Origin of the sequence: Halalkalibacter alkaliphilus, from assembly GCF_023555415.1 — a bacterium.
GTDB classification, from domain to species: Bacteria; Bacillota; Bacilli; order Bacillales; family Bacillaceae_D; genus Halalkalibacter; species Halalkalibacter alkaliphilus.
This window is the reverse complement of sequence record NZ_JAKRYL010000003.1, coordinates 240,358-258,766: the sequence shown is the minus strand read 5'-3', so window position 1 is coordinate 258,766 and position 18,409 is coordinate 240,358. Positions and strand designations below refer to the sequence as shown.

The following is an 18,409-nucleotide window of genomic DNA, read 5'->3' as shown; positions in this document are numbered from 1 at the left end:
TTAAGTATAGCTCTACAACAATTGAATGTCAACCTTTTTTCTTTACACTATAGTTGAGTGCGTAAGATCTAGAACTAGTACTTGTTTTAAGCATGACGTTTATTGTAGCATGACATAAAAGAAGAGTAAAGAAGTACTAGGATTTTTCTAGTTAACAAATATGCTGATTATTTAAAAAGTCAATTTAAAAAGGAGACGTGGAAAAGAGTGAAAGCAGTCGGTATTGTTGTTGAATATAATCCTTTTCATAATGGACATCTCTTTCAAGTTGAACAAGCTCGAAAATTAACAGGTGCAGACGTAGTAATTGTAGTAATGAGCGGTACTTTCTTACAACGAGGAGAACCTGCCATTGTTTCAAAGTGGCAGCGGGCTAAAATGGCTCTAACCGCCGGAGTTGATTTAGTTATTGAGCTCCCATATATGTATTCTACCCAAAAAGCCGAAATATTTGCTAATGGTGCAATTTCATTATTAGCAGCAATGGGCGTAGAATTTATTAATTTCGGCAGTGAGTCAGGAAACATTGAGGACTTTGAAAATCTACATATGTTTATGAAATCTCATCAAACAACCTTTGATCAACTTGTAAAAGCAAAAATGAAGCTTGGGCTAAGTTATCCTCGAGCAACTTCGGAAGCATTTTGCCAGTTAGAACCTGACTCATCGATTCTAACTTTAACCGAACCTAATAATATTCTCGGTTTCCATTATATAAAAGCAATCTCAGAACAAGGCCACAAAATAAAGGCAACTACAACATTGCGCAAGCAAGCACATTACCATGACAGAGATATTACTCAGAAGAGAATTGCAAGTGCTACAAGCATACGCCAAGCCATTGCAAACGGGCAATCAATTGAAGTCAAACATGTCATGCCAGAAACGTCATTTCGCCTTATTAATGAATATAAGGAAGCGTTTTCCCTTCTTCACACATGGGAACATTATTATAACTTATTACAGTATAAAATTCTTTCTACCCCACTTAACGATTTAGGTCTAATCTACGAATGTGAGGAGGGACTAGAGTATAGGATGAAACAAGCCAGCAAGCTATCAAGTTCCTTTACTGAATGGATGGAATACATGAAAACGAAACGTTACACCTGGACAAGATTACAACGTCTTGCTACACATGTGTTAACAAATACGACAAAAGCAGAAATGAAGGAAGTCCTATCTTTAAAGCCTCAATACATCCGTTTATTAGGCATGAATCAAATTGGACAAGCCTATTTAAACCAAACAAAAAAACAACGTGCTCTTCCTCTTATTACAAAGCCTGCCAAATTGGAAGGAACCGTAGCAGATATTGAAGAAAGGGTTACAAATGTTTATATTGCACCACTTGACACAAAACAAAGGACGAAACAAATAAGAGAAGAAATGACCAGACCACCAATTCTAATTCAATGAAAGAGGATGTGTCAAAAGGTCCGTTCTTTGACCTTTTGACACATCCTCGAAGCAATGAGCTAAGCCGTCGCAATCTTTTAAGGCTGTTATGAGTGGGGTTCTCATAACAGCCGCGCGACGAGTGTGCCATCGCTATTCTTTCAAAAGGTCCGTTCTTTGACCTTTTGACACATCCTCGAAGCAATGAGCTAAGCCGTTGCAATCTTTTAAGGCTGTTATGAGTGGGGTTCTCATAACAGCCGCGCGACGAGTGTGCCATTGCTATTCTTTCAAAAGGTCCGTTCTTTGACCTTTTGAGACTTCCTCGAAGCAATGAGCTAAGCCGTTGCAATCTTTTAAGGCTGTTATGATGGGGTTCTCATAACAGCCGCGCGACGAGTGTGCCATTGCTATTCTATCTAAAGGTCCGTTCTTTGACCTTTTGACACATCCTCGGCAGTTACGATTTTTTTGGAAGTGACTGTAAGAAGCTAAGTGCTTCATCGAACGTATCGACGGCAATGATTTGCATATCTGTTCCAATATCTTCTGCTGCTTCCTTTGCCTCTGCAAAGTTAGAATTACTTGCACCACCTTCATTCGGTGCAAAGAAATAATCTGCTCCAGCTTTATCAGCAGCAACGACTTTTTGACCAGCGCCTCCGATTCGTCCTACAATTCCTTCTTCATTGATCGTGCCAGTGCCTGCTACATTGTAGCCTTTTGTAATATCCCCTTCAACTAACTGATTATAAATTTCTAATGAAAACATTAAACCTGCTGATGGTCCCCCAATTTGGCTCGTATCAATGGTCACCTCTGGGTCAAATGTTACCTCCCTATCAGTAACTGGAGCTGAAATCCCAATGCCCACTCTTCCAGCAGGTGCATTCATATCTTCAGGAAAAGGAGAAAAACCAACTTCTATAACCGCTTCTTGTCCTTCACGTACTACGGTTAAATCAACTGTATTCGTCACGTTCATTCCTTGAAGTTGATCAATTAATTGTTCTGACGTAATAACCGGTTCGCCGTCTACAGCGATGATATGATCCCCTATTTGCAAGACATCATAAGCTGGCATTCCTTCAATCAAAGATGTTACTAATACTCCTTTATGTTCATACTCCACAAACATCCCAGCTGCCTCATAGGCAACAATTTTTGCAATTTCTTGTGATCCCGTCATCGCCATTAATTGACGATGCTGATATTCTTCATCCGTTTCCCCTTCAAACCGAAGCTGTTCCTCCGGATAAATCATACGATAAGGGCTTAAATGGGCCCATCCATAAAAGAAAAGGTTTGCTTTCCCCATTTGGACTGTCGTTAGCATAAAAGATCCTTCTTCTTCTGTAAATCCTCCATCAACGGAAATGACTTCATCTAACACTTTTGCTCCACCAGGTTGCGAATAATAATATGGTAACTGATAGAATTGAAGAAATAGCAATACAGCGATGAGAAAAATCCACCTTTTTTTAATCATTGACCCTTTCATCTTCGTTCTCCTTCCATTGTTCAATGCACCTTTTTATTTCAGCTAATTTATCTCTAGTTGCTTCTTCCCCTCGCTCGATTAAAGCTTCCACTTCAGAAAAGTCTAGAGAACTAGAATGCTTTACAATTGGCCGAATCATAACCGAACTATCAAATTCCCGTACACGAACCATTTCACGAGCCATGATATCCATACTTTGCATAATTACATCGTATACGGTATATAGCTCAGGCTCTGTTCGAAAATAAGAAACATCAACTGCTATTGTAACATCCGCACCCATTTCTTTCACTACTGAAACAGGGACACGATCAATTACCCCTCCATCTACTAAAAGGCGGTCATCTATTTTCTCAGGTACAAATATTCCCGGTATCGATATACTTGCTCTTACAGCTGCTGCTACATCACCCTTTTTAAGTACAACTCTTTCCCCATTTTTTATATCTGTAGCTACAACAGCTACCGGAGGATTTAGCTCTTCTAATTTCTTATTTTTTGCCAACATTCTAATAACCTCTTTTGCTTTAATACCTGCTACAAAACCAAGCTTAGGAACAACAAAATCAATAAAATATTTCCTTCGAAATAATGTCGCAAATTGTTCTAGGTTATTAGGTGACTGACCAACTCCATACAAGCTTCCGACAAGCGCCCCCATACTGCTACCAGCAATAAAATCAATAGGAATATTTTCTTTTTCTAATACTTTCAGTACACCAATATGGGCAAAACCCCGAGCCCCGCCAGAACCAAGCGCAAGACCGATTTTTGGTCGTTGTTTCCCCATCCTATCCTCTCCTTACTTTTTTTACCTGACTCAATCTAAATCATATGGTCTATTACGAGCTTGTATACGTATAGTTATATTATGGACAGGTTGGTTTGGATGTTACATAAAAAGGAGGCAGCTATTCAATGCAATTATCAATGATAAAAACACTCACACTCGCTCTAATGAGCATTTTATTAGCAGCCTCGCTAATGATATTTCCACAAGAAGCACTTGAAGGATCCATTCGTGGTCTACAAATTTGGTGGGACGTTGTCTTCCCTTCTCTTTTGCCCTTTTTCATTGTTTCAGAACTTTTAATTGGATTTGGAGTTGTAACATTTATTGGGGTGTTGCTTGAACCTCTAATGCGTCCGCTATTTAGAGTTCCAGGAGTTGGTGGATTTGTATGGGCAATGGGACTTGCATCTGGAAACCCAGCAGGGGCGAAAATAACGGCAAGACTTCGTCAAGAAAAAAAATTGTCAAGGATTGAAGCAGAACGTCTTGTCTGTTTCACAAGTTCGGCAAACCCACTCTTTATTTTTGGAGCTATTGCTGTCGGCTTCTTTCATAATGCCGCACTTGGTATTGTACTTGCCCTTGCTCATTATTTAGGAAATATCTTTGTTGGACTAATCATGCGTTTTCATGGTCGTGAAGAAGAGGCAGCTAGCCCCCCTCAAAAACCGAAAGTAAGCGGATTAATGAATGCATTTAAAATGCTCCATGAAGAACGTATTAAAGACGGTCGTCCAATTGGAAAATTACTTGGAGATGCCGTACAATCATCCGTTAAAACGCTGCTTATGATCGGTGGTTTTATTATTTTATTTTCAGTTTTAAATAAAATATTAAGCCTTGTTGGAGTTGCTGCTTTAATCGGATCATTCTTTTCTGTCGTCCTAACATTTTTTCACTTACCAAGTGATTTGAACTCCTCCATTATCTCGGGGCTTTTCGAAATGACTCTTGGAGCCCAAATGGCAAGTGAAACGACTTCTGTTGGGTTGCTCGAACAAGTAATTGTCTCAAGCTTTATCCTAGCATTCAGCGGCTTTTCCATCCAAGCACAAGTAGCAAGCATTCTTGCTGAAACAGATATTCGCTTTAAACCATTTTTTATATCTAGGTTGATCCATGGGTTCTTCGCTGCATTCCTTGTCTTTTTATTTTGGCACCCATTCTATATCAATCAAAAAACAACAGGAGACCAGTGGCAAGCCATCCCTGTATTCCTACGGGAACAATCGAGTTCTTGGTTCTACTCAACTTGGAAAATGGTTACAGAGTACGGTCCATTGTTTACATTAATTATGCTTATACTGTTTATCTTACTAACAGCTAAAAAAGCTTTATCTAACGCTGATTGAACTAAACAAAAACAAGCCGCATTACATCTTCATAAAATAGCCAAAGGGTGATGCAAAAGTTAAACCTTTTTCCATCACCCTTCTTTCTACTAAAATTTCTTTTTTAGCGCTTCTGCCACAACATCTGGAACAATATCTGAAACATCTGCATTGTATTTTGCTACTTCTTTGACAATGCTTGAGCTTAAATAAGAATAATGATTGTTTGTCATCATGAAAAACGTTTCAATTTCAGGACCTAATTTCTTATTTATTGATGCAGCTTGCATCTCATACTCAAAGTCAGAAACAGCACGCAAACCACGAATAATCGTATTTGCCTTCTTTTCTTTCACATAATCAATTAATAATCCATTAAATGAATCAACCTCAACGTTTTTAAGGTCTTTTGTTGCTTCACAAAGCAAAGATACGCGTTCCTCTACTGTAAACATAGGCTGTTTATTTCGATTGTGAAGAACCGCTACGATTACTTTATCAAACACTGAAGCCCCACGCGTAATAATATCAAGGTGACCTAATGTCACCGGATCAAAACTACCTGGGCAAACCGCAATACTTGTCATGTCGCCACCTCTTTCTTTTCATTGGTAAATATAGAAATAGTCGTATCGCCATACGTTTCAGATCGGCTTTTTCTACCCGAACCTATTATTTCTGGTAAATTAACTGTAGTAGCATGCTCACAAACAATAACACCACTTTGTTCAAGAAGTTGATAGTCAAGGATAATACTTATTTCATTTACGATGTTTTGTTTAGCGTAAGGTGGATCTAAAAAGATGACCGAAAAGGCCATTTCTCTTTTTATTAAAGCTTTAAGTGCTCGACTTGCATCATTTCGATATACTTCTGAGCGCTCCTCAAATTGACATTGTTGCAAATTCTGCTTAATTGTATCAATAGCTTTTTTATTTTGATCAACAAAAATAGTCTTATCTACGCCACGACTAATCGCTTCAATCCCTAAACCTCCGCTGCCGGCATATAAATCAAGTGCTAGCCCCCCAGAGAAATATGGGCCTATCATGTTAAAAATTGATTCTTTCACTTTATCTGTTGTTGGTCTTGTTGAGGATCCCGGAACCGCTTTTAACGGTAGTCCTCTTTTTTCTCCTGATATAACTCTCACAATATCTCATCCTCTTCTACCTTGTTACCTTAATTATTTCAAAAGTATCATACGATCATCATTTAGACAAACAAATCAGAAGAAAAATCTAGACAAAATATGTGAAATTTTTCTATTCCTGTACGTATGGAATACCGAAACTCGGGTCATACTTCAATTAGTAGCACTTATTGTGTTGCTACAACCGCGGAGAAGGCTTACGTTTCCCCATAAGTTCTTCCTCCGGTTTCTCCTCTCCCATAGCCTCATGGCATACATAAGTATGTGTATGGGCACCTCGCAAGGATTCCTTGCGAGGATTTTTTTTTACTCGACATGTTCCGTGAATCATGCTACATTTTCATTCATACATACTTAAGAAAGAGGTCATTGATCATGATTCAACGATTTATTCTTTTAGGAGAAGGGTACAATGATTTATATGAATTGCTAGAGCTCGCAAGGTCGAACCCATCTAGAATTCATATGCTCTTACGTCTCGATACAGTATATGAGAAAAAAGAGAAAAGCTCGCTCGTTCTTATTTTAAACCCTGCTTCGCCAGGTAAGATGATGCCCTTATACTTATGCTTAGAAGGAATTCCTAATCCCGAAATCCAATCATCTGAACGCTACCGATTATTTGAACAATTATCTGAGGAATTAGAAAGGTCGATTTATAGATTAAAAGTGAAATCTTCTCATGAATTTGAGGATTTGGAGCTATATTATCAATACCTGATTGGAGTTCTTCGAATGAACCGATATATCCCCCCGCTTAACTAAATAAGTTATTATACGCAGCCATAGGATTAGGTTCATTGCAACCCGTATAACGGAATTTTCTTATTCCATTATACGGGACATTCCATATTAAGAATGGAATGTTGCATTATCTGCTTCTTTTAATTTCTTTTTATAGAACACCTCATTGGCATTTGGCAATACTTTTATTTTCACAATCATGACATTAATAAGTAGAACAAGTGCGCAAACAAAAAATAATCCTCTAATCCCTACTCCTGACACAACGAGACCACCTAGCATTGGACCTAACATCGTTCCCAGATACATAGCACTATTTGAAAATCCATAAGTTCTGCTTTCCATACCCTCTGGTGCATGTAGACGAATTAGTGTATTTACAGCCGGTAATAACCCACCTAAACATAAGCCAATAAGAAAACGTAAACATATTAATTGCCAAATATCAGTTACAAATGCTTGCGGAATTGAAAATAATGCTACTCCAAGCATAGAATAGATTAAAACATGCTGCGCACCTTTCTTATCACTTAATTTTCCTAATTGTGGTGAAGTAATCATATTTGCAAACCCCATCACCGAAATGGCTAGACCTGCATAGAAAGCAACCGTTGTAGGAGACGTTAACTCTTCTACAAACAAAGATAAGAGAGGGTTAACTCCCATGACAGCAAATTGTATTAAGAAAATTACGACATAAAGTGATAGAACTGGCTTCTTTTTTATGATGAACTTGAACTCAGCGAGTGTACTTGATTTCTCTTGTGCAATAACTGGGGAGAATTTCTCTTCGACAAAGAAGAGGACAACAAATGTTGCTAGAAGAATACACAATCCGGTTATAAAAAAAACGACACGAAATCCAAAAGCTTGGGCTAATACACCTCCAATTAGCGGTCCGCAAATAGCCCCGGAAACCGATCCTGACTGCAAAAGACCTAATGCATACCCTACTCGCTCTTTAGGAGTATTTGTTGACACAAGGCCGATTGTTGCTGGTATAAAGCCAGAAACAACACCATTTAATAACCTTAGGAGAAGTAGCGTAATTGGACCCGTTGCAAAACCTGTTAAGCTTACAAACAATGCCATCCCAAACCCCGACCGTAAAATCATCATTTTACGGCCATACTTATCCCCCATCCGTCCCCAAAAAGGCGAAAACAAAAAGGCTGTTAAGAAATTTGCACCAAAAATAACTCCTGCCCAAATACTTAAAGTGTCTGGGTCCGTAACACCTAACTCTTGCAAATAAAGGGGAAGAAAAGGAATAATCATTGTCATAGCACTAATTACAATAAATTGACTAATCACTAATATCCATAAATTCCGTTTCCAACTTACCATACTATCACTTCCTTTTTATCCTCCTTCTATTATAAATTTCGATAGCCGAAACATTCAACATCCATTATGCATCTTATCTGTGCCTATGACTATATTTTTTAAATAAAAGATCTCTCTATCTCCCGTTTTTATCCAATTATGTGTAAATAAAAAAAACGACTCTGTAAAGCCGCAAACAGCTCCTATACAGAATCGTTTTATATCCCCATTTTATAATCATATTCTTTTGCTTTATCCGGTTTTGCGTTTTGAAATTCTGTCTCGATAAAAGGACGCATCGAAGGTTTCACATCACGTACAAAGGGAAATGCTTTTAATTTCTTAATTGTCTCATCAACTTTTTCTTGATCACAATAAAAAACAACATATTTCATTTTTTTCGAGACATAATGGACATTACCAAACCGTCGCAGTTGTCTAGCAAATTTAAGTGACGTTAGCCAAACTGCCACTCCTTGCCGCTTTGAACCTAGCATAAATTTTTTCTCCTCCTAAAGAGTATACTCTTTAATTAGTCTAGCACGTTCGTAACGTTCCAGCAACAATAGTAGTTGTCATAATTAAACATGCAGATTATCTTAGTACACGTACTGTTCATTTAGAGGAGGGATGAAAATGGACCTTGAAACAATTTGGAATTCATTTATAGAAAAGTTACAAAAAGACGAATGCATTCAATCAATTCAGAGGAAGAAGTTTGGTGGGCTCCCTTTTGTTTATATTGACTTAAAAAAACCAATCAGTAAACTTCAGTTAGATTACCTGCTCATACGTTTTTCTAAAGAAGCAATGCAAGGAAAACGTCTCAGTTGTGACATCTCTTTCGTTCGGATGCAAAACAAAGCATTTGTTTACCACATTCGCTTTAAAGTGCCTCAAGAAAAACTTTTCTGTTGTGGAAACGGATGTACAGATTGTGTACGCCACAAATAAGTATAGCCACTCAAACCTTTTCTTCTACCTAAAAAACGAGGGAGAAGCTGACGCTTCTCCCCTCGTTTTAACTGCAGCCACAACCGCCACCTGTACTACATCCACCACTACATGACATATTGTCAAAAAATGGATTACCAGTTGGGACCTTTATCGTATCTGAAACAGCCCTAGCAACAATCTCGCTAATTTCGTTCAACAGAGATTCTAGCTCGCGTTCTGCCTTCTTGAAAGCAGAGACGGCTTCAGTTAAATCAACCTCTCGTTTCACTTGCCTAATATCTTTTGAAACTTTATCGTAATCTGGGTGATATTTCCCAAAGCGTTGTACTTCTTCATATTGATCCTTTAGTTGATTAAACTTGCGAATTCTCTCTTGCGCATTAGGGTCTGCTTGCAGCTCTTTCTTTGCTAGCATATATTGCTGATATACATCAGACTTTATAATAGCTTGACCAAGTTCACTAGCTTCGTCAATCAACTCGTATGTTGAGATAGTTGCGAGCATACTCACACCTCCTAGCAATCATTATAACACGTTCTTAACAATTAAGATAATGGTGTGCTATTGATCATAATAGAAGAAGGATTCTGAACTTGTATACTATTTAGTTGAGACAATTCTTCGGATAACTTTAATAGAGCTTTATCTTTTTGTTTCGCTTCGATCATAACATCCACTTGATCAACCGTACCTGATATTAATTGCAAAAAATCATAGAACCTTTGAACATCAATAAAATCATGATGCTTTCTATCATCTTTTCCATCTTTCGGACTTGAAATATGGATTTTAATTGGTAAAGGACTATGTTTCCACGTCTGCACGACTCGCTCCCACAATGCTAGAAGATCGGTTGACTCATGTAACACATCAAAATGGTGGAGATCTAGGATAACAGGTATATGTAACTTTTCTCCAATGTATAAGACATCTTCAAGAGGGTAATTCACATCATCATTTTCTAACATAATCATCTCCTGAATGACTCTTGGGATCTTTGCAAAGTTTTCAATGAATTGTTCTAACCCCTCTTCTCTTCCAGCTTTCTTACCACCAACATGTAAAACACAACGATGTACATGAGAGAATCCCATGCCCTTTATTAATTTATAATGCATGCTAAGTGTACGTAATGATTGTTGTAATATTTCTTTAGAATTATTATTTAGCACGACAAAATGATCAGGGTGAAAATCGACTCTCATGTTCTCTTTTATTATAAATTCACCTATCTCTTTTAATAATGGTGCCAATGCTTTCTCATATCTCCATCCTTCGGTTAACGGATGATTTGCAAGTGGAACGAGACGAGATGACAAACGAAAAAAAGAAATATCGTGAGCTTTATTGTGCTTTAACAATCGAAAGCAATTGTTTAAATTGGATGAAGCAATCCTTTCCAACTTTCGAATCCCAGCTTCCTGGTCTAAAATTTGTTCAAATTGCCTCACCGTCATCGTTTGGGAAGGAGAAGCATTTGAGAGTATTACACTCATTGCTACATACCCTAGACGAACCTTAAAAGTTTTATCCATGATTGACTTCCCTCCTGACTTTGTCTATAATTCACTCGTCTTGTTTAATTGTATAAAGAAGGTGAGTCGAATAAATGAAGATTGTAACATTTAACCCATTTCGAACAATTGGTATGCCAGGCATCCAGTATGTGAAGCCTGAGCGTATGTTCGACGAACGCGAAAAAATTGCTAATGCAGACGTTTGTTTGTTCCCCGAAAACTGGCAAGTAAATGCACTTGTGTATGGTATGAAAAAAGCTATTTTTCCAAGTATTCAATCCATTCAAATGGGCTTTAATAAAATTGAAGTAACCCGCGCTCTATGGAGTGTATGCCCTGACCATGTTCCACGAACGGTAATTTTAGGTCGTAATCACGATAATATTAATCGGGTTTTCGCAGAATTTCCTTTTCCTTTTGTTGCAAAAGAAATTCGTAATTCAATGGGCAAAGGTGTATTTTTAATTGAAAGTCATAAGCAATTTAACGAATATGCCGAAAACAATCCATATTTCTATGTACAGGAATACTTACCAATTGACCGAGATTTACGTGTTTGCTTTGTTGGAGATGATGTTGCATTAGCTTATTGGCGAATCAATGATCATAATACTTTCCGAAACAATGTAGCACAAGGTGCACGGATTTCTTTTGAGAATATTCCTGAAGAAGCTCTTGATCTTGTACGAACAACCGCTAGAAATTTAGGTGTCAACCATGCTGGATTTGATGTCATTTCCGTTGGTGGAAAATATTACTTCCTTGAATTTAATACTCTTTTTGGTAATCAAGGTTTTCAACAATTAGGAGTATCGATTGAACAAACAATCTATAATTACCTACAAAAAACAGTCAATCCATCGTAACTACAAATGTCTCTTCAAGGTCATATGGCGAACGGTCATTTTTTACAACAACGACTCGTATTTCATGTTCACCTGAAGGAACGTCCTCAATAAGGAAGGCTGATTCATAAAGAGTATCAACATGCTCATCGTTTATATAAAGTCGGATATGCCCTTCTCCATCTTGATGAAGTGCTCCGGCTTTTTCTTGATTAAACGAGAAGTGATTAACAAAACACTCTACGAACAAATCATTTTGCCTAACTTCATGATAGACATTTAATTCTCTTTTTCCACCTATTTGTACTCGAACAACGCCCGTATTTTGCAAAGGGACGATATGTAAACCTTTAAGGTCGTTTTTTTCAGCGATGTCTGCATTTGCTCTCACAGTAGGTGAGAAGTTTAAAATAAGAAAAAGAACACACACTAAAACAGTTGCAGATTTCAACATTTTCCTGCTCCTCCTATATTTTGTCACCTTTATCGTCTCACTTCCTTCGATCTTCTATTCGCTTCATTAAGCATAAAAAAAGACCTGTCATCTATTGAACAGGCCCTTGTGAATCACCAACAGTTGATTGCCCCATTTTTAACATTTCCATCATCATCATGACAAGCCCAAGAGAATTTTGAACCCTTTCTACCCGTTGAGGAAGAGTACGCCCGTAAAACTGGTTTGCCTCCTTTTCTAAGGTTGTGAATTGACTCGGATCTCTTGACAATTTGCGATACCAATTAGGATGCTGCCTTATATATTGGCGTAGTTCAGGGCGTTCATAAAGCATTTGTTGAACTTCAGCTCTCACACTAATCTCCTCCTATACAATCAATTAGTCACGCCGAAATGAAAATGGATGGTCTTGTTGCCTTTGATGTGGTGGATTAGAAGGCTTCTGAAATGATTGAATGACATTTTGAACATTAGACAGTACCGAACTAAATTGCGTAAGGTGGTACTGAAGGTCATCGACATTCATGCGTTTGATAAGTCCCATAATCTGTCCAAGCGTATCACTTGCACTTTTGGATGACTTTTCATTCTCTACACTTTCTTCAGTTTCTGCCTTCGCACCATTAGTAAGAGTCGTTTTTTCATAATTTTCCCATTGCTCATGTTCACTGCCTAAGACGCTCCATTCTTCAAAAAGTTCTTGAAGCGTTTTTCTTTTTTCTTTTACTTCTTTCAACAAATGTGGGTGAGACTTCATGAATTGTTTAAATTCTTCAACAGAAGGATGCAAACCCTGTCTAGATTCCATCTCCTTCGTCCTCCTTTTTCTCTTCTTTATAATAGTTTACACAGGTGCCCAGTCCAACGTTCGCGAAAAACAATCACCTTATTAGTTATTTGCTACAATTTGTTAAACAAGAAGGGGTTGTTCTAAAAGGCCTCTCTCTTTGACCCTGTAGAACAACCCGGAAAAAATGAGTTACTACCTCTTTAAAAGTATAAAAGGACAGATTTCTCTTACATAGTAAGAAGACAACAAAACAATTTACAGTTGCCAAGGTGTTAAGAAATTTTGGGTATAGTGCTCTTTAAATACTCCTACGCCCAAGTGCGTAAATTCTTTGTGCAGCAGGTTTACACGATGCCCTTCACTATTTAACCATCCTTCTACTGAAGCCAAACCATCAACATATTTAGCCGCAATATTTTCTCCGGCTAACATAAAAGGAACACCTCCGCGGTCAAACCTATCCGATACTTCTCCGTAGGTAGGTGATGTGTGTGAGAAATATTCATTCTCACTCATATCCCTACTATGTAAATAAGCAACTCTAGACACATCTTCTTCCCATTCAAAAGGCTCTAAACCATGTCTAGTTCGTATAATATTCGTAAAGTCAAAAATTTGTTTTGCATTCCCTTCTTCAATCCGAGCCCACTGATCCTCAGAAAAAGTTGGACGCTCTGGAGGTGCTCCTCGGTAAGAAACGGAATAAGGTCTCTGTTTTATGAGGACGTCCTTTTCTAGAATACGTATACTCGATAATTCATCTGTATGCGTATCAAAATAAAATTGGACCCACACATCTTCAATCTGACCAAGTGGTCTCATCTTTAAATCTTCATTTGTTAATTCAAATTGATACATTCCTCCATCACTTGATATTACATCTACTTTTTCTTTAAATTTTAATAACTCATTTATTTCATCATACGTCTGCCCTAAAGAAAGCGATTCTCCTCGTATGTTACCTGTTAGAAAGGCTGTAACAACCTCACCCTTCTCTATCCCTAATTGCATATAGGAATTATTTGAAAATGGATAAATCCACCAGTCATACCCGTATGCCGATAAATCAATGCGCGTCGGTTCACCAAATTCATTTTTTATTTCTTCATCTGTCAAACCTATAAAAAGCTCATGGTCTGCAAAAGACAATGAATCGTCTTCCTCTGCTTGTGTTACGATTGAGGAAACCTCCTCAGCAGCTAACGTCTCTTCCTCATAGGTCTCTGTCTGTTGAAACCATTCTGAAATTTGATCCTCATATACGTTCTCAAAAAGGATGATGGAAACAAATAGCAAAACAGTTCCTGCTATCATATATTTTTTCTTCATATACTCCCCTCTCTCTCAAATTAAATGGCTGTTTTCGCATACATTGTTGTTCTTTGGGTACGTGTTCTCCACATGTTCGTTCCATTGCGCTCCATTTCACTCCGAGAAAAACGTTTCTTCACAGCATTAATTATTATACGAAAACAGGCCAATTAAAAGATCTTGTATTCCATTGTTAACAACAAATGTAATAGTCACACACTCTTTAATATCCTTTACAAAAAATTCGCAGTGCACCTTGTCATATCCTTTCACTAACTATGTAAGGTTGTGTCGCTTCTAACACCAATACTGTCGAAGAAATTTTATCCATAAAACATTCATGATTAATTGATTGCAACTGAAGAGTTTTCATACTATCATAAGTAGAGTACATATTTGATGAATTGGAGGCGCATTCGTAGTGAAATTTGAACATATTGAACTTGCAGACAAAGAATTAAAATTTGAAACTCTTCGTTACGCTGCAGAATCAATTGGCTTTATTCATGCTGGTCAATGGGATTACCAACGAGTAACATTCGATTACAAAATTGTCAATCAAGGAGATGTCTATTACCTTCGTGTTCCTGCATATGCAGTAAAAGGAGATATTCCTAAAGACGATACAATTGTAAAACTCATGACACCAATGCTTGGCAAACACTATTATCCTCATGGTGTTGAATATGAAGGAGAAACATTCCCACAGCCAATTATTGATAAGTGTAATAAAAAACTTGAGTTACTATTAAAAAATATCGAGACAAACTAAAAATAAGACAACGAGGGACTCCCTCGTTGTCTTATTTTCTTTCTTTTATCGTTACAATCCGTAAAGAATCATCCCCGCCACGAACGAGTTCAAAGCGTAATTTCCTAGAAATCTTCTTCTCTTCACCATGCTCGTACAATGTCACCATTTCGTCAACATCAGCATGAATTTCTCCAATTTCATCTTCATAGACTGCTTGTACATCAAAATGATCCAACTCTTTTGTCGAGCGCTCTCCATGTAAATCGCTCGAATAACGCCTTAAAGAGTGATAGAAACTATTATTTGTAATTAAATAAGGTTCTAACTTGTTAAAATCACCAGTATTAACTGACTCAATCATGTGTTCCTTGTATGAAAGTAAGAAATCAGCAACCTCATCTGCTCGTTCGCCTTCTAGTAATATTAATTCTTCAGGCTCTGAAGAACCACATGCTGTTAAGGCTATTAACAACATAATATAGATACACAACTTTTGCATTCAAACTCTCCTTGTTTCCCTATTTTTTATCTTCGAATGATTATAACATAGAATCTGAAGCAAGTAGTAACGATTAAAAATGACGACTTTAGGAAATTAAGTCATTAACCTGTTCATCTGTTTAGGTTCGTAATATAATAAAGATAGCATTACGAGAGAGGAGTCTCACATTGGCAGCACTAATGACAAAAAAGACGTTAATAATTATAATAACCATTCTTGCCGTTTTACTTGTAGCTTATTTTATCTTACCTGTATCGATCCCACTTATTGCGGCTTTTGTAACAGCACTTATTTTGACACCTGCTGTCACTGCGTTACATAAACGAGCCAAAATAAAAAGAAATATAGCCGTAATGATTGTGTTTACTTTATTTGTTTTCTTTATCGGACTAGCTGGTTATTATATTACAACCCAAGCAGTCACTCAAGGAACACAAATTGTAGAAAACTTACCGCAATACGTTAACGATATTAATCGAGCTTGGCTTAATTTCCAACGAAGTTTAGAAGAAGAATATCAAAATCTTCCACCAGATCTCGTTCAAGAAATTAATGAACAAGTAACCAATACATTAAACTCAATTCGAACAACGATTGCTGAACGTAATTTAATAAATGACGTGGCATCAGTTATTACAAGTATTCCCGGATACTTAGTTACATTTATTGTTTATTTAATTGCCTTGTTCCTTTTTATGCTTGAATTACCTTCATTAAAAGATAAAGCTTTTACCTATCTTTCCGATCGAACAAAAGATAAGGTCAATTTTATGACTTCACGGTTAACATATGTCATCTGGGGATTTTTCAAAGCACAATTTTTAGTTAGTATTATCATTTTTATTGTTTCTCTTATAGGATTGCTACTAATCGTTCCAGAATACGCGTTACTTATGGCTTTTATCATATGGTTAATTGACTTTATTCCTTTAATCGGATCCATTGCCATTTTAGCTCCATGGGCCATTTTTCAATTAATTGCAGGCAATACTACTATAGGGACTCAACTGTTAATCTTAGCTGCTGTATTACTCATTATCCGGAGAACTGTCGAACCAAAAGTAATGGGGCAACAAATAGGGTTGTCACCTCTAGCTACTCTAATTGCGATGTATTTAGGTCTTATGTTATTTGGCGTTATGGGCTTTGTTATAGGACCACTGCTTGTTATCGCCTTTACTTCAGCAAAAGAAGCTGGAATTATTAAATTAAATATTAAGATCTAACATTAGTAAAAAACGTAAAAAAACTTGGTCACCATCGTGACCAAGTTTTTTTAATAATATGGTGAAATCATAATATAAACGAGAACACCTGTTAAACTTACATATAACCACAAAGGCATTGTCCACCTAGCAATCTTACGGTGTCGCTCATTTTCCATATTCCAAGCACGAGCAACAGAAGTAAGAGCAAGAGGAACAATCACTGCAGCTAAAATAATATGCGTAATTAATATAAAATAATAGAATCCAGCCATGCCCCCTGTTCCTCCATATGGAGTAGAGGCGGATAAGAAATGATGGGCTACATATGTGACAAGAAATAGAGTAGTTGTAATAAACGCTGCATAAATAAAACGACGATGGATAACTACATTTTTCTTCATAATCGCAATTAATGCCGCAAGCAAGAATAAGAATGTAAAGCTATTAAAAATGGCATTCATCAATGGAAGAATCTTCACATCAAATGCATTGAAATTTTCAACTCCAGGTAAACCTGCAAGTAGTGCTACTAATCCGTTAATTAAAATCGTAATGATAATAATAGCAGGTTTATAATTACGCTTACGATGATTTTGACCTAAAACCCCTTGATTATTTTGTTCGTTCATTTAATCACGCCTTCTTCTAGTTTTCATACGTGTTCATTATACAACAAAAAACCAACACTATACTATGCTCGCTCTTTACAATATCATGAACAAAAATTGGTTTGAACCCATAAAAAGGTAAGGCACTACAAAGGTAACACCCTTTTTTAGTACCGTCGTAATTAACCTCTATACCTAAAAAAGAGGTGACTCTATCACTAGAGTCACCTCTTACTTTCATTTAGTATTTTGTAATACCAATTAGCAACATTAGCGCTGCAATTGTTGGTACTGTAACAAAGATACCAGAAATCATAAACGCAGTTGCCCAACCGTGATCCTTATCTTTTAAATGCATAAAGAATAACAACTGTAATGCAAGTTGTACCAATGCTAAAAGTAGAATAAACGGAATTGCAAATGAGCGTGGAATAATATCTGCTCCGACAGCTAAAAACGAAATGATCGTTAAGAAAATCATCAAAGCGAACACAATAATCTGTTTTCGAATTTCCTTACTCGTCTGACGTTTCTCTTCTTCTGTCATCGCACTTTTCTCAAATGGTGTACTTAAGTTATCTGCCATGTACTAGCCCCCCTTATACTACTCCCATAAGATATACAACCGTGAAGATGAATACCCACACGACGTCAATGAAGTGCCAGTATAAACTTGCTAAATAAAACTTAGGAGCATTCGTTAATGTAATACCAGTTTTATTGTAGCGAATAAGTAGGACAGTAATCCAGCACAAACCAAAAGCAACGTGAGCACCGTGTAATCCAACTAATGAATAAAAGGATGAACCAAAGGCACTTGTTGTAAAACCTAGCCCATAGTGTACATACTCATAGAATTCGTAAATCTCAAATCCTAAGAATGCAAGACCTAGTAAAACGGTAATCCACATCCAAATTTTAAATGTACCGAACTTATTTTTCTTCATCGCAAACATTGCCAATACACTTGTTAAACTACTTGTTAAAAGCAACATTGTCATAATAAAAACAAGAGGTAAATGGAACAAGTCTTGTGACGTTGGTCCATCAGCAACTCCGTTTCGAAGCCCTAAATACGTTCCGAAAAACGTTGCAAAAAGAATTGTTTCTCCTCCAAGGAAGAACCAGAAACCGAGAAATTTGTTTTTACCTTCTAGCGTCGCTCTCTCCGGATGCGAAGGAAGCCCTTTTGAAGTATCTACATGTCCCGCCATTT

Annotated in this window: 23 protein-coding genes; 7 read left to right on the top strand and 16 right to left on the bottom strand. The window is 37.1% G+C overall.

What is annotated here, in order from left to right:
• The first annotated feature begins 207 nt into the window (after nt 1-207).
• Nucleotides 208-1,419, top strand: coding sequence for a nucleotidyltransferase (locus MF646_RS04390; protein ID WP_250095276.1), 1,212 nt, complete (start codon nt 208-210; stop codon nt 1,417-1,419).
• A gap of 439 nt (nt 1,420-1,858) precedes the next feature.
• Here the strand turns inward: MF646_RS04390 and MF646_RS04385 are convergent, their stop codons facing one another.
• Complete coding sequence (locus tag MF646_RS04385) at nt 1,859-2,899, bottom strand: SepM family pheromone-processing serine protease (RefSeq protein ID WP_250095275.1); 1,041 nt, start codon at nt 2,897-2,899, stop codon at nt 1,859-1,861.
• Nucleotides 2,880-3,689 (bottom strand): patatin-like phospholipase family protein, encoded by an 810-nt coding sequence (locus MF646_RS04380; protein ID WP_250095274.1) that lies wholly within the window; start codon nt 3,687-3,689, stop codon nt 2,880-2,882. The genes MF646_RS04385 and MF646_RS04380 overlap by 20 nt, the downstream gene beginning before the upstream one ends.
• Before the next feature lie 128 nt (nt 3,690-3,817).
• Between MF646_RS04380 and ylbJ the strand changes: the two genes are divergently transcribed.
• Complete coding sequence (ylbJ, locus tag MF646_RS04375) at nt 3,818-5,044, top strand: sporulation integral membrane protein YlbJ (RefSeq protein WP_250095273.1); 1,227 nt, start codon at nt 3,818-3,820, stop codon at nt 5,042-5,044.
• An 89-nt stretch (nt 5,045-5,133) separates the two neighbouring features.
• Here ylbJ and coaD read toward each other — a convergent pair whose 3' ends face one another.
• A complete protein-coding gene (gene coaD, locus MF646_RS04370; protein ID WP_250095272.1) occupies nt 5,134-5,610 on the bottom strand; it encodes a pantetheine-phosphate adenylyltransferase in 477 nt (158 codons plus the stop codon).
• Complete coding sequence (gene rsmD, locus MF646_RS04365) at nt 5,607-6,176, bottom strand: 16S rRNA (guanine(966)-N(2))-methyltransferase RsmD (RefSeq protein ID WP_250095271.1); 570 nt, start codon at nt 6,174-6,176, stop codon at nt 5,607-5,609. The genes coaD and rsmD overlap by 4 nt, the downstream gene beginning before the upstream one ends.
• A gap of 375 nt (nt 6,177-6,551) precedes the next feature.
• Between rsmD and MF646_RS04360 the strand changes: the two genes are divergently transcribed.
• On the top strand, nt 6,552-6,941 hold the full coding sequence (locus MF646_RS04360; RefSeq protein WP_250095270.1) for a DUF7147 family protein: 390 nt from the start codon (nt 6,552-6,554) through the stop codon (nt 6,939-6,941).
• A gap of 87 nt (nt 6,942-7,028) precedes the next feature.
• On the opposite strand, the gene MF646_RS04355 is transcribed toward MF646_RS04360, so the two are convergent.
• Together MF646_RS04355 and MF646_RS04350 are read right to left on the bottom strand one after the other, a co-directional pair.
• Nucleotides 7,029-8,267, bottom strand: coding sequence for an MFS transporter (locus MF646_RS04355; protein WP_250095269.1), 1,239 nt, complete (start codon nt 8,265-8,267; stop codon nt 7,029-7,031).
• A gap of 197 nt (nt 8,268-8,464) precedes the next feature.
• Nucleotides 8,465-8,743 (bottom strand): YlbG family protein, encoded by a 279-nt coding sequence (locus tag MF646_RS04350; protein ID WP_250095268.1) that lies wholly within the window; start codon nt 8,741-8,743, stop codon nt 8,465-8,467.
• Nucleotides 8,744-8,882: 139 nt separating this feature from the next.
• On the opposite strand from MF646_RS04350, the gene MF646_RS04345 reads away from it, so the two are divergent.
• Entirely contained in the window at nt 8,883-9,200 is a 318-nt protein-coding gene (locus MF646_RS04345) for a hypothetical protein (protein WP_250095267.1), read from the top strand.
• A 67-nt stretch (nt 9,201-9,267) separates the two neighbouring features.
• Here MF646_RS04345 and MF646_RS04340 read toward each other — a convergent pair whose 3' ends face one another.
• Nucleotides 9,268-9,708, bottom strand: coding sequence for a YlbF/YmcA family competence regulator (locus MF646_RS04340; RefSeq protein ID WP_250095266.1), 441 nt, complete (start codon nt 9,706-9,708; stop codon nt 9,268-9,270).
• Nucleotides 9,709-9,749: 41 nt separating this feature from the next.
• A complete protein-coding gene (gene uvsE / locus MF646_RS04335; RefSeq protein ID WP_250095265.1) occupies nt 9,750-10,739 on the bottom strand; it encodes a UV DNA damage repair endonuclease UvsE in 990 nt (329 codons plus the stop codon).
• 74 nt (nt 10,740-10,813) lie between these two features.
• Between uvsE and MF646_RS04330 the strand changes: the two genes are divergently transcribed.
• Nucleotides 10,814-11,587: an ATP-grasp domain-containing protein gene (locus tag MF646_RS04330; protein ID WP_250095264.1), complete on the top strand. Its 774-nt coding sequence runs from the start codon at nt 10,814-10,816 to the stop codon at nt 11,585-11,587.
• On the opposite strand, the gene MF646_RS04325 is transcribed toward MF646_RS04330, so the two are convergent.
• From MF646_RS04325 to MF646_RS04310, 4 genes are all read right to left on the bottom strand, one after another.
• Complete coding sequence (locus tag MF646_RS04325) at nt 11,574-12,020, bottom strand: hypothetical protein (protein ID WP_250095263.1); 447 nt, start codon at nt 12,018-12,020, stop codon at nt 11,574-11,576. The genes MF646_RS04330 and MF646_RS04325 overlap by 14 nt on opposite strands.
• Nucleotides 12,021-12,111: 91 nt before the next feature.
• The gene (locus MF646_RS04320) at nt 12,112-12,375 is read right to left on the bottom strand and encodes a YlbE-like family protein (RefSeq protein WP_250095262.1); all 264 of its coding nucleotides are present in this window, start codon (nt 12,373-12,375) and stop codon (nt 12,112-12,114) included.
• Nucleotides 12,376-12,399: 24 nt separating this feature from the next.
• Nucleotides 12,400-12,828: a YlbD family protein gene (locus MF646_RS04315; protein WP_250095261.1), complete on the bottom strand. Its 429-nt coding sequence runs from the start codon at nt 12,826-12,828 to the stop codon at nt 12,400-12,402.
• A 237-nt stretch (nt 12,829-13,065) separates the two neighbouring features.
• On the bottom strand, nt 13,066-14,139 hold the full coding sequence (locus MF646_RS04310) for a CAP domain-containing protein (protein ID WP_250095260.1): 1,074 nt from the start codon (nt 14,137-14,139) through the stop codon (nt 13,066-13,068).
• Between the two features lie 403 nt (nt 14,140-14,542).
• Between MF646_RS04310 and MF646_RS04305 the strand changes: the two genes are divergently transcribed.
• Nucleotides 14,543-14,893, top strand: coding sequence for a YugN family protein (locus MF646_RS04305; protein WP_250095259.1), 351 nt, complete (start codon nt 14,543-14,545; stop codon nt 14,891-14,893).
• Nucleotides 14,894-14,924: 31 nt separating this feature from the next.
• On the opposite strand, the gene MF646_RS04300 is transcribed toward MF646_RS04305, so the two are convergent.
• Nucleotides 14,925-15,374: a TcaA NTF2-like domain-containing protein gene (locus MF646_RS04300; RefSeq protein ID WP_250095258.1), complete on the bottom strand. Its 450-nt coding sequence runs from the start codon at nt 15,372-15,374 to the stop codon at nt 14,925-14,927.
• A 170-nt stretch (nt 15,375-15,544) separates the two neighbouring features.
• Here MF646_RS04300 and ytvI point away from each other — a divergent pair, with 170 nt between their 5' ends.
• On the top strand, nt 15,545-16,603 hold the full coding sequence (gene ytvI, locus MF646_RS04295; RefSeq protein ID WP_250095257.1) for a sporulation integral membrane protein YtvI: 1,059 nt from the start codon (nt 15,545-15,547) through the stop codon (nt 16,601-16,603).
• A gap of 50 nt (nt 16,604-16,653) precedes the next feature.
• On the opposite strand, the gene MF646_RS04290 is transcribed toward ytvI, so the two are convergent.
• The 3 genes from MF646_RS04290 to MF646_RS04280 all read right to left on the bottom strand — a co-directional run bounded on the left by MF646_RS04290 (nt 16,654) and on the right by MF646_RS04280 (nt 18,407).
• A complete protein-coding gene (locus MF646_RS04290) occupies nt 16,654-17,214 on the bottom strand; it encodes a DUF420 domain-containing protein (RefSeq protein ID WP_250095256.1) in 561 nt (186 codons plus the stop codon).
• Between the two features lie 220 nt (nt 17,215-17,434).
• Nucleotides 17,435-17,779, bottom strand: a complete 345-nt coding sequence (locus MF646_RS04285) for a cytochrome C oxidase subunit IV family protein (RefSeq protein ID WP_250095255.1) — start codon at nt 17,777-17,779, stop codon at nt 17,435-17,437.
• A gap of 13 nt (nt 17,780-17,792) precedes the next feature.
• Nucleotides 17,793-18,407 (bottom strand): cytochrome (ubi)quinol oxidase subunit III, encoded by a 615-nt coding sequence (locus MF646_RS04280; RefSeq protein ID WP_250095254.1) that lies wholly within the window; start codon nt 18,405-18,407, stop codon nt 17,793-17,795.
• Nucleotides 18,408-18,409: the final 2 nt, after the last annotated feature.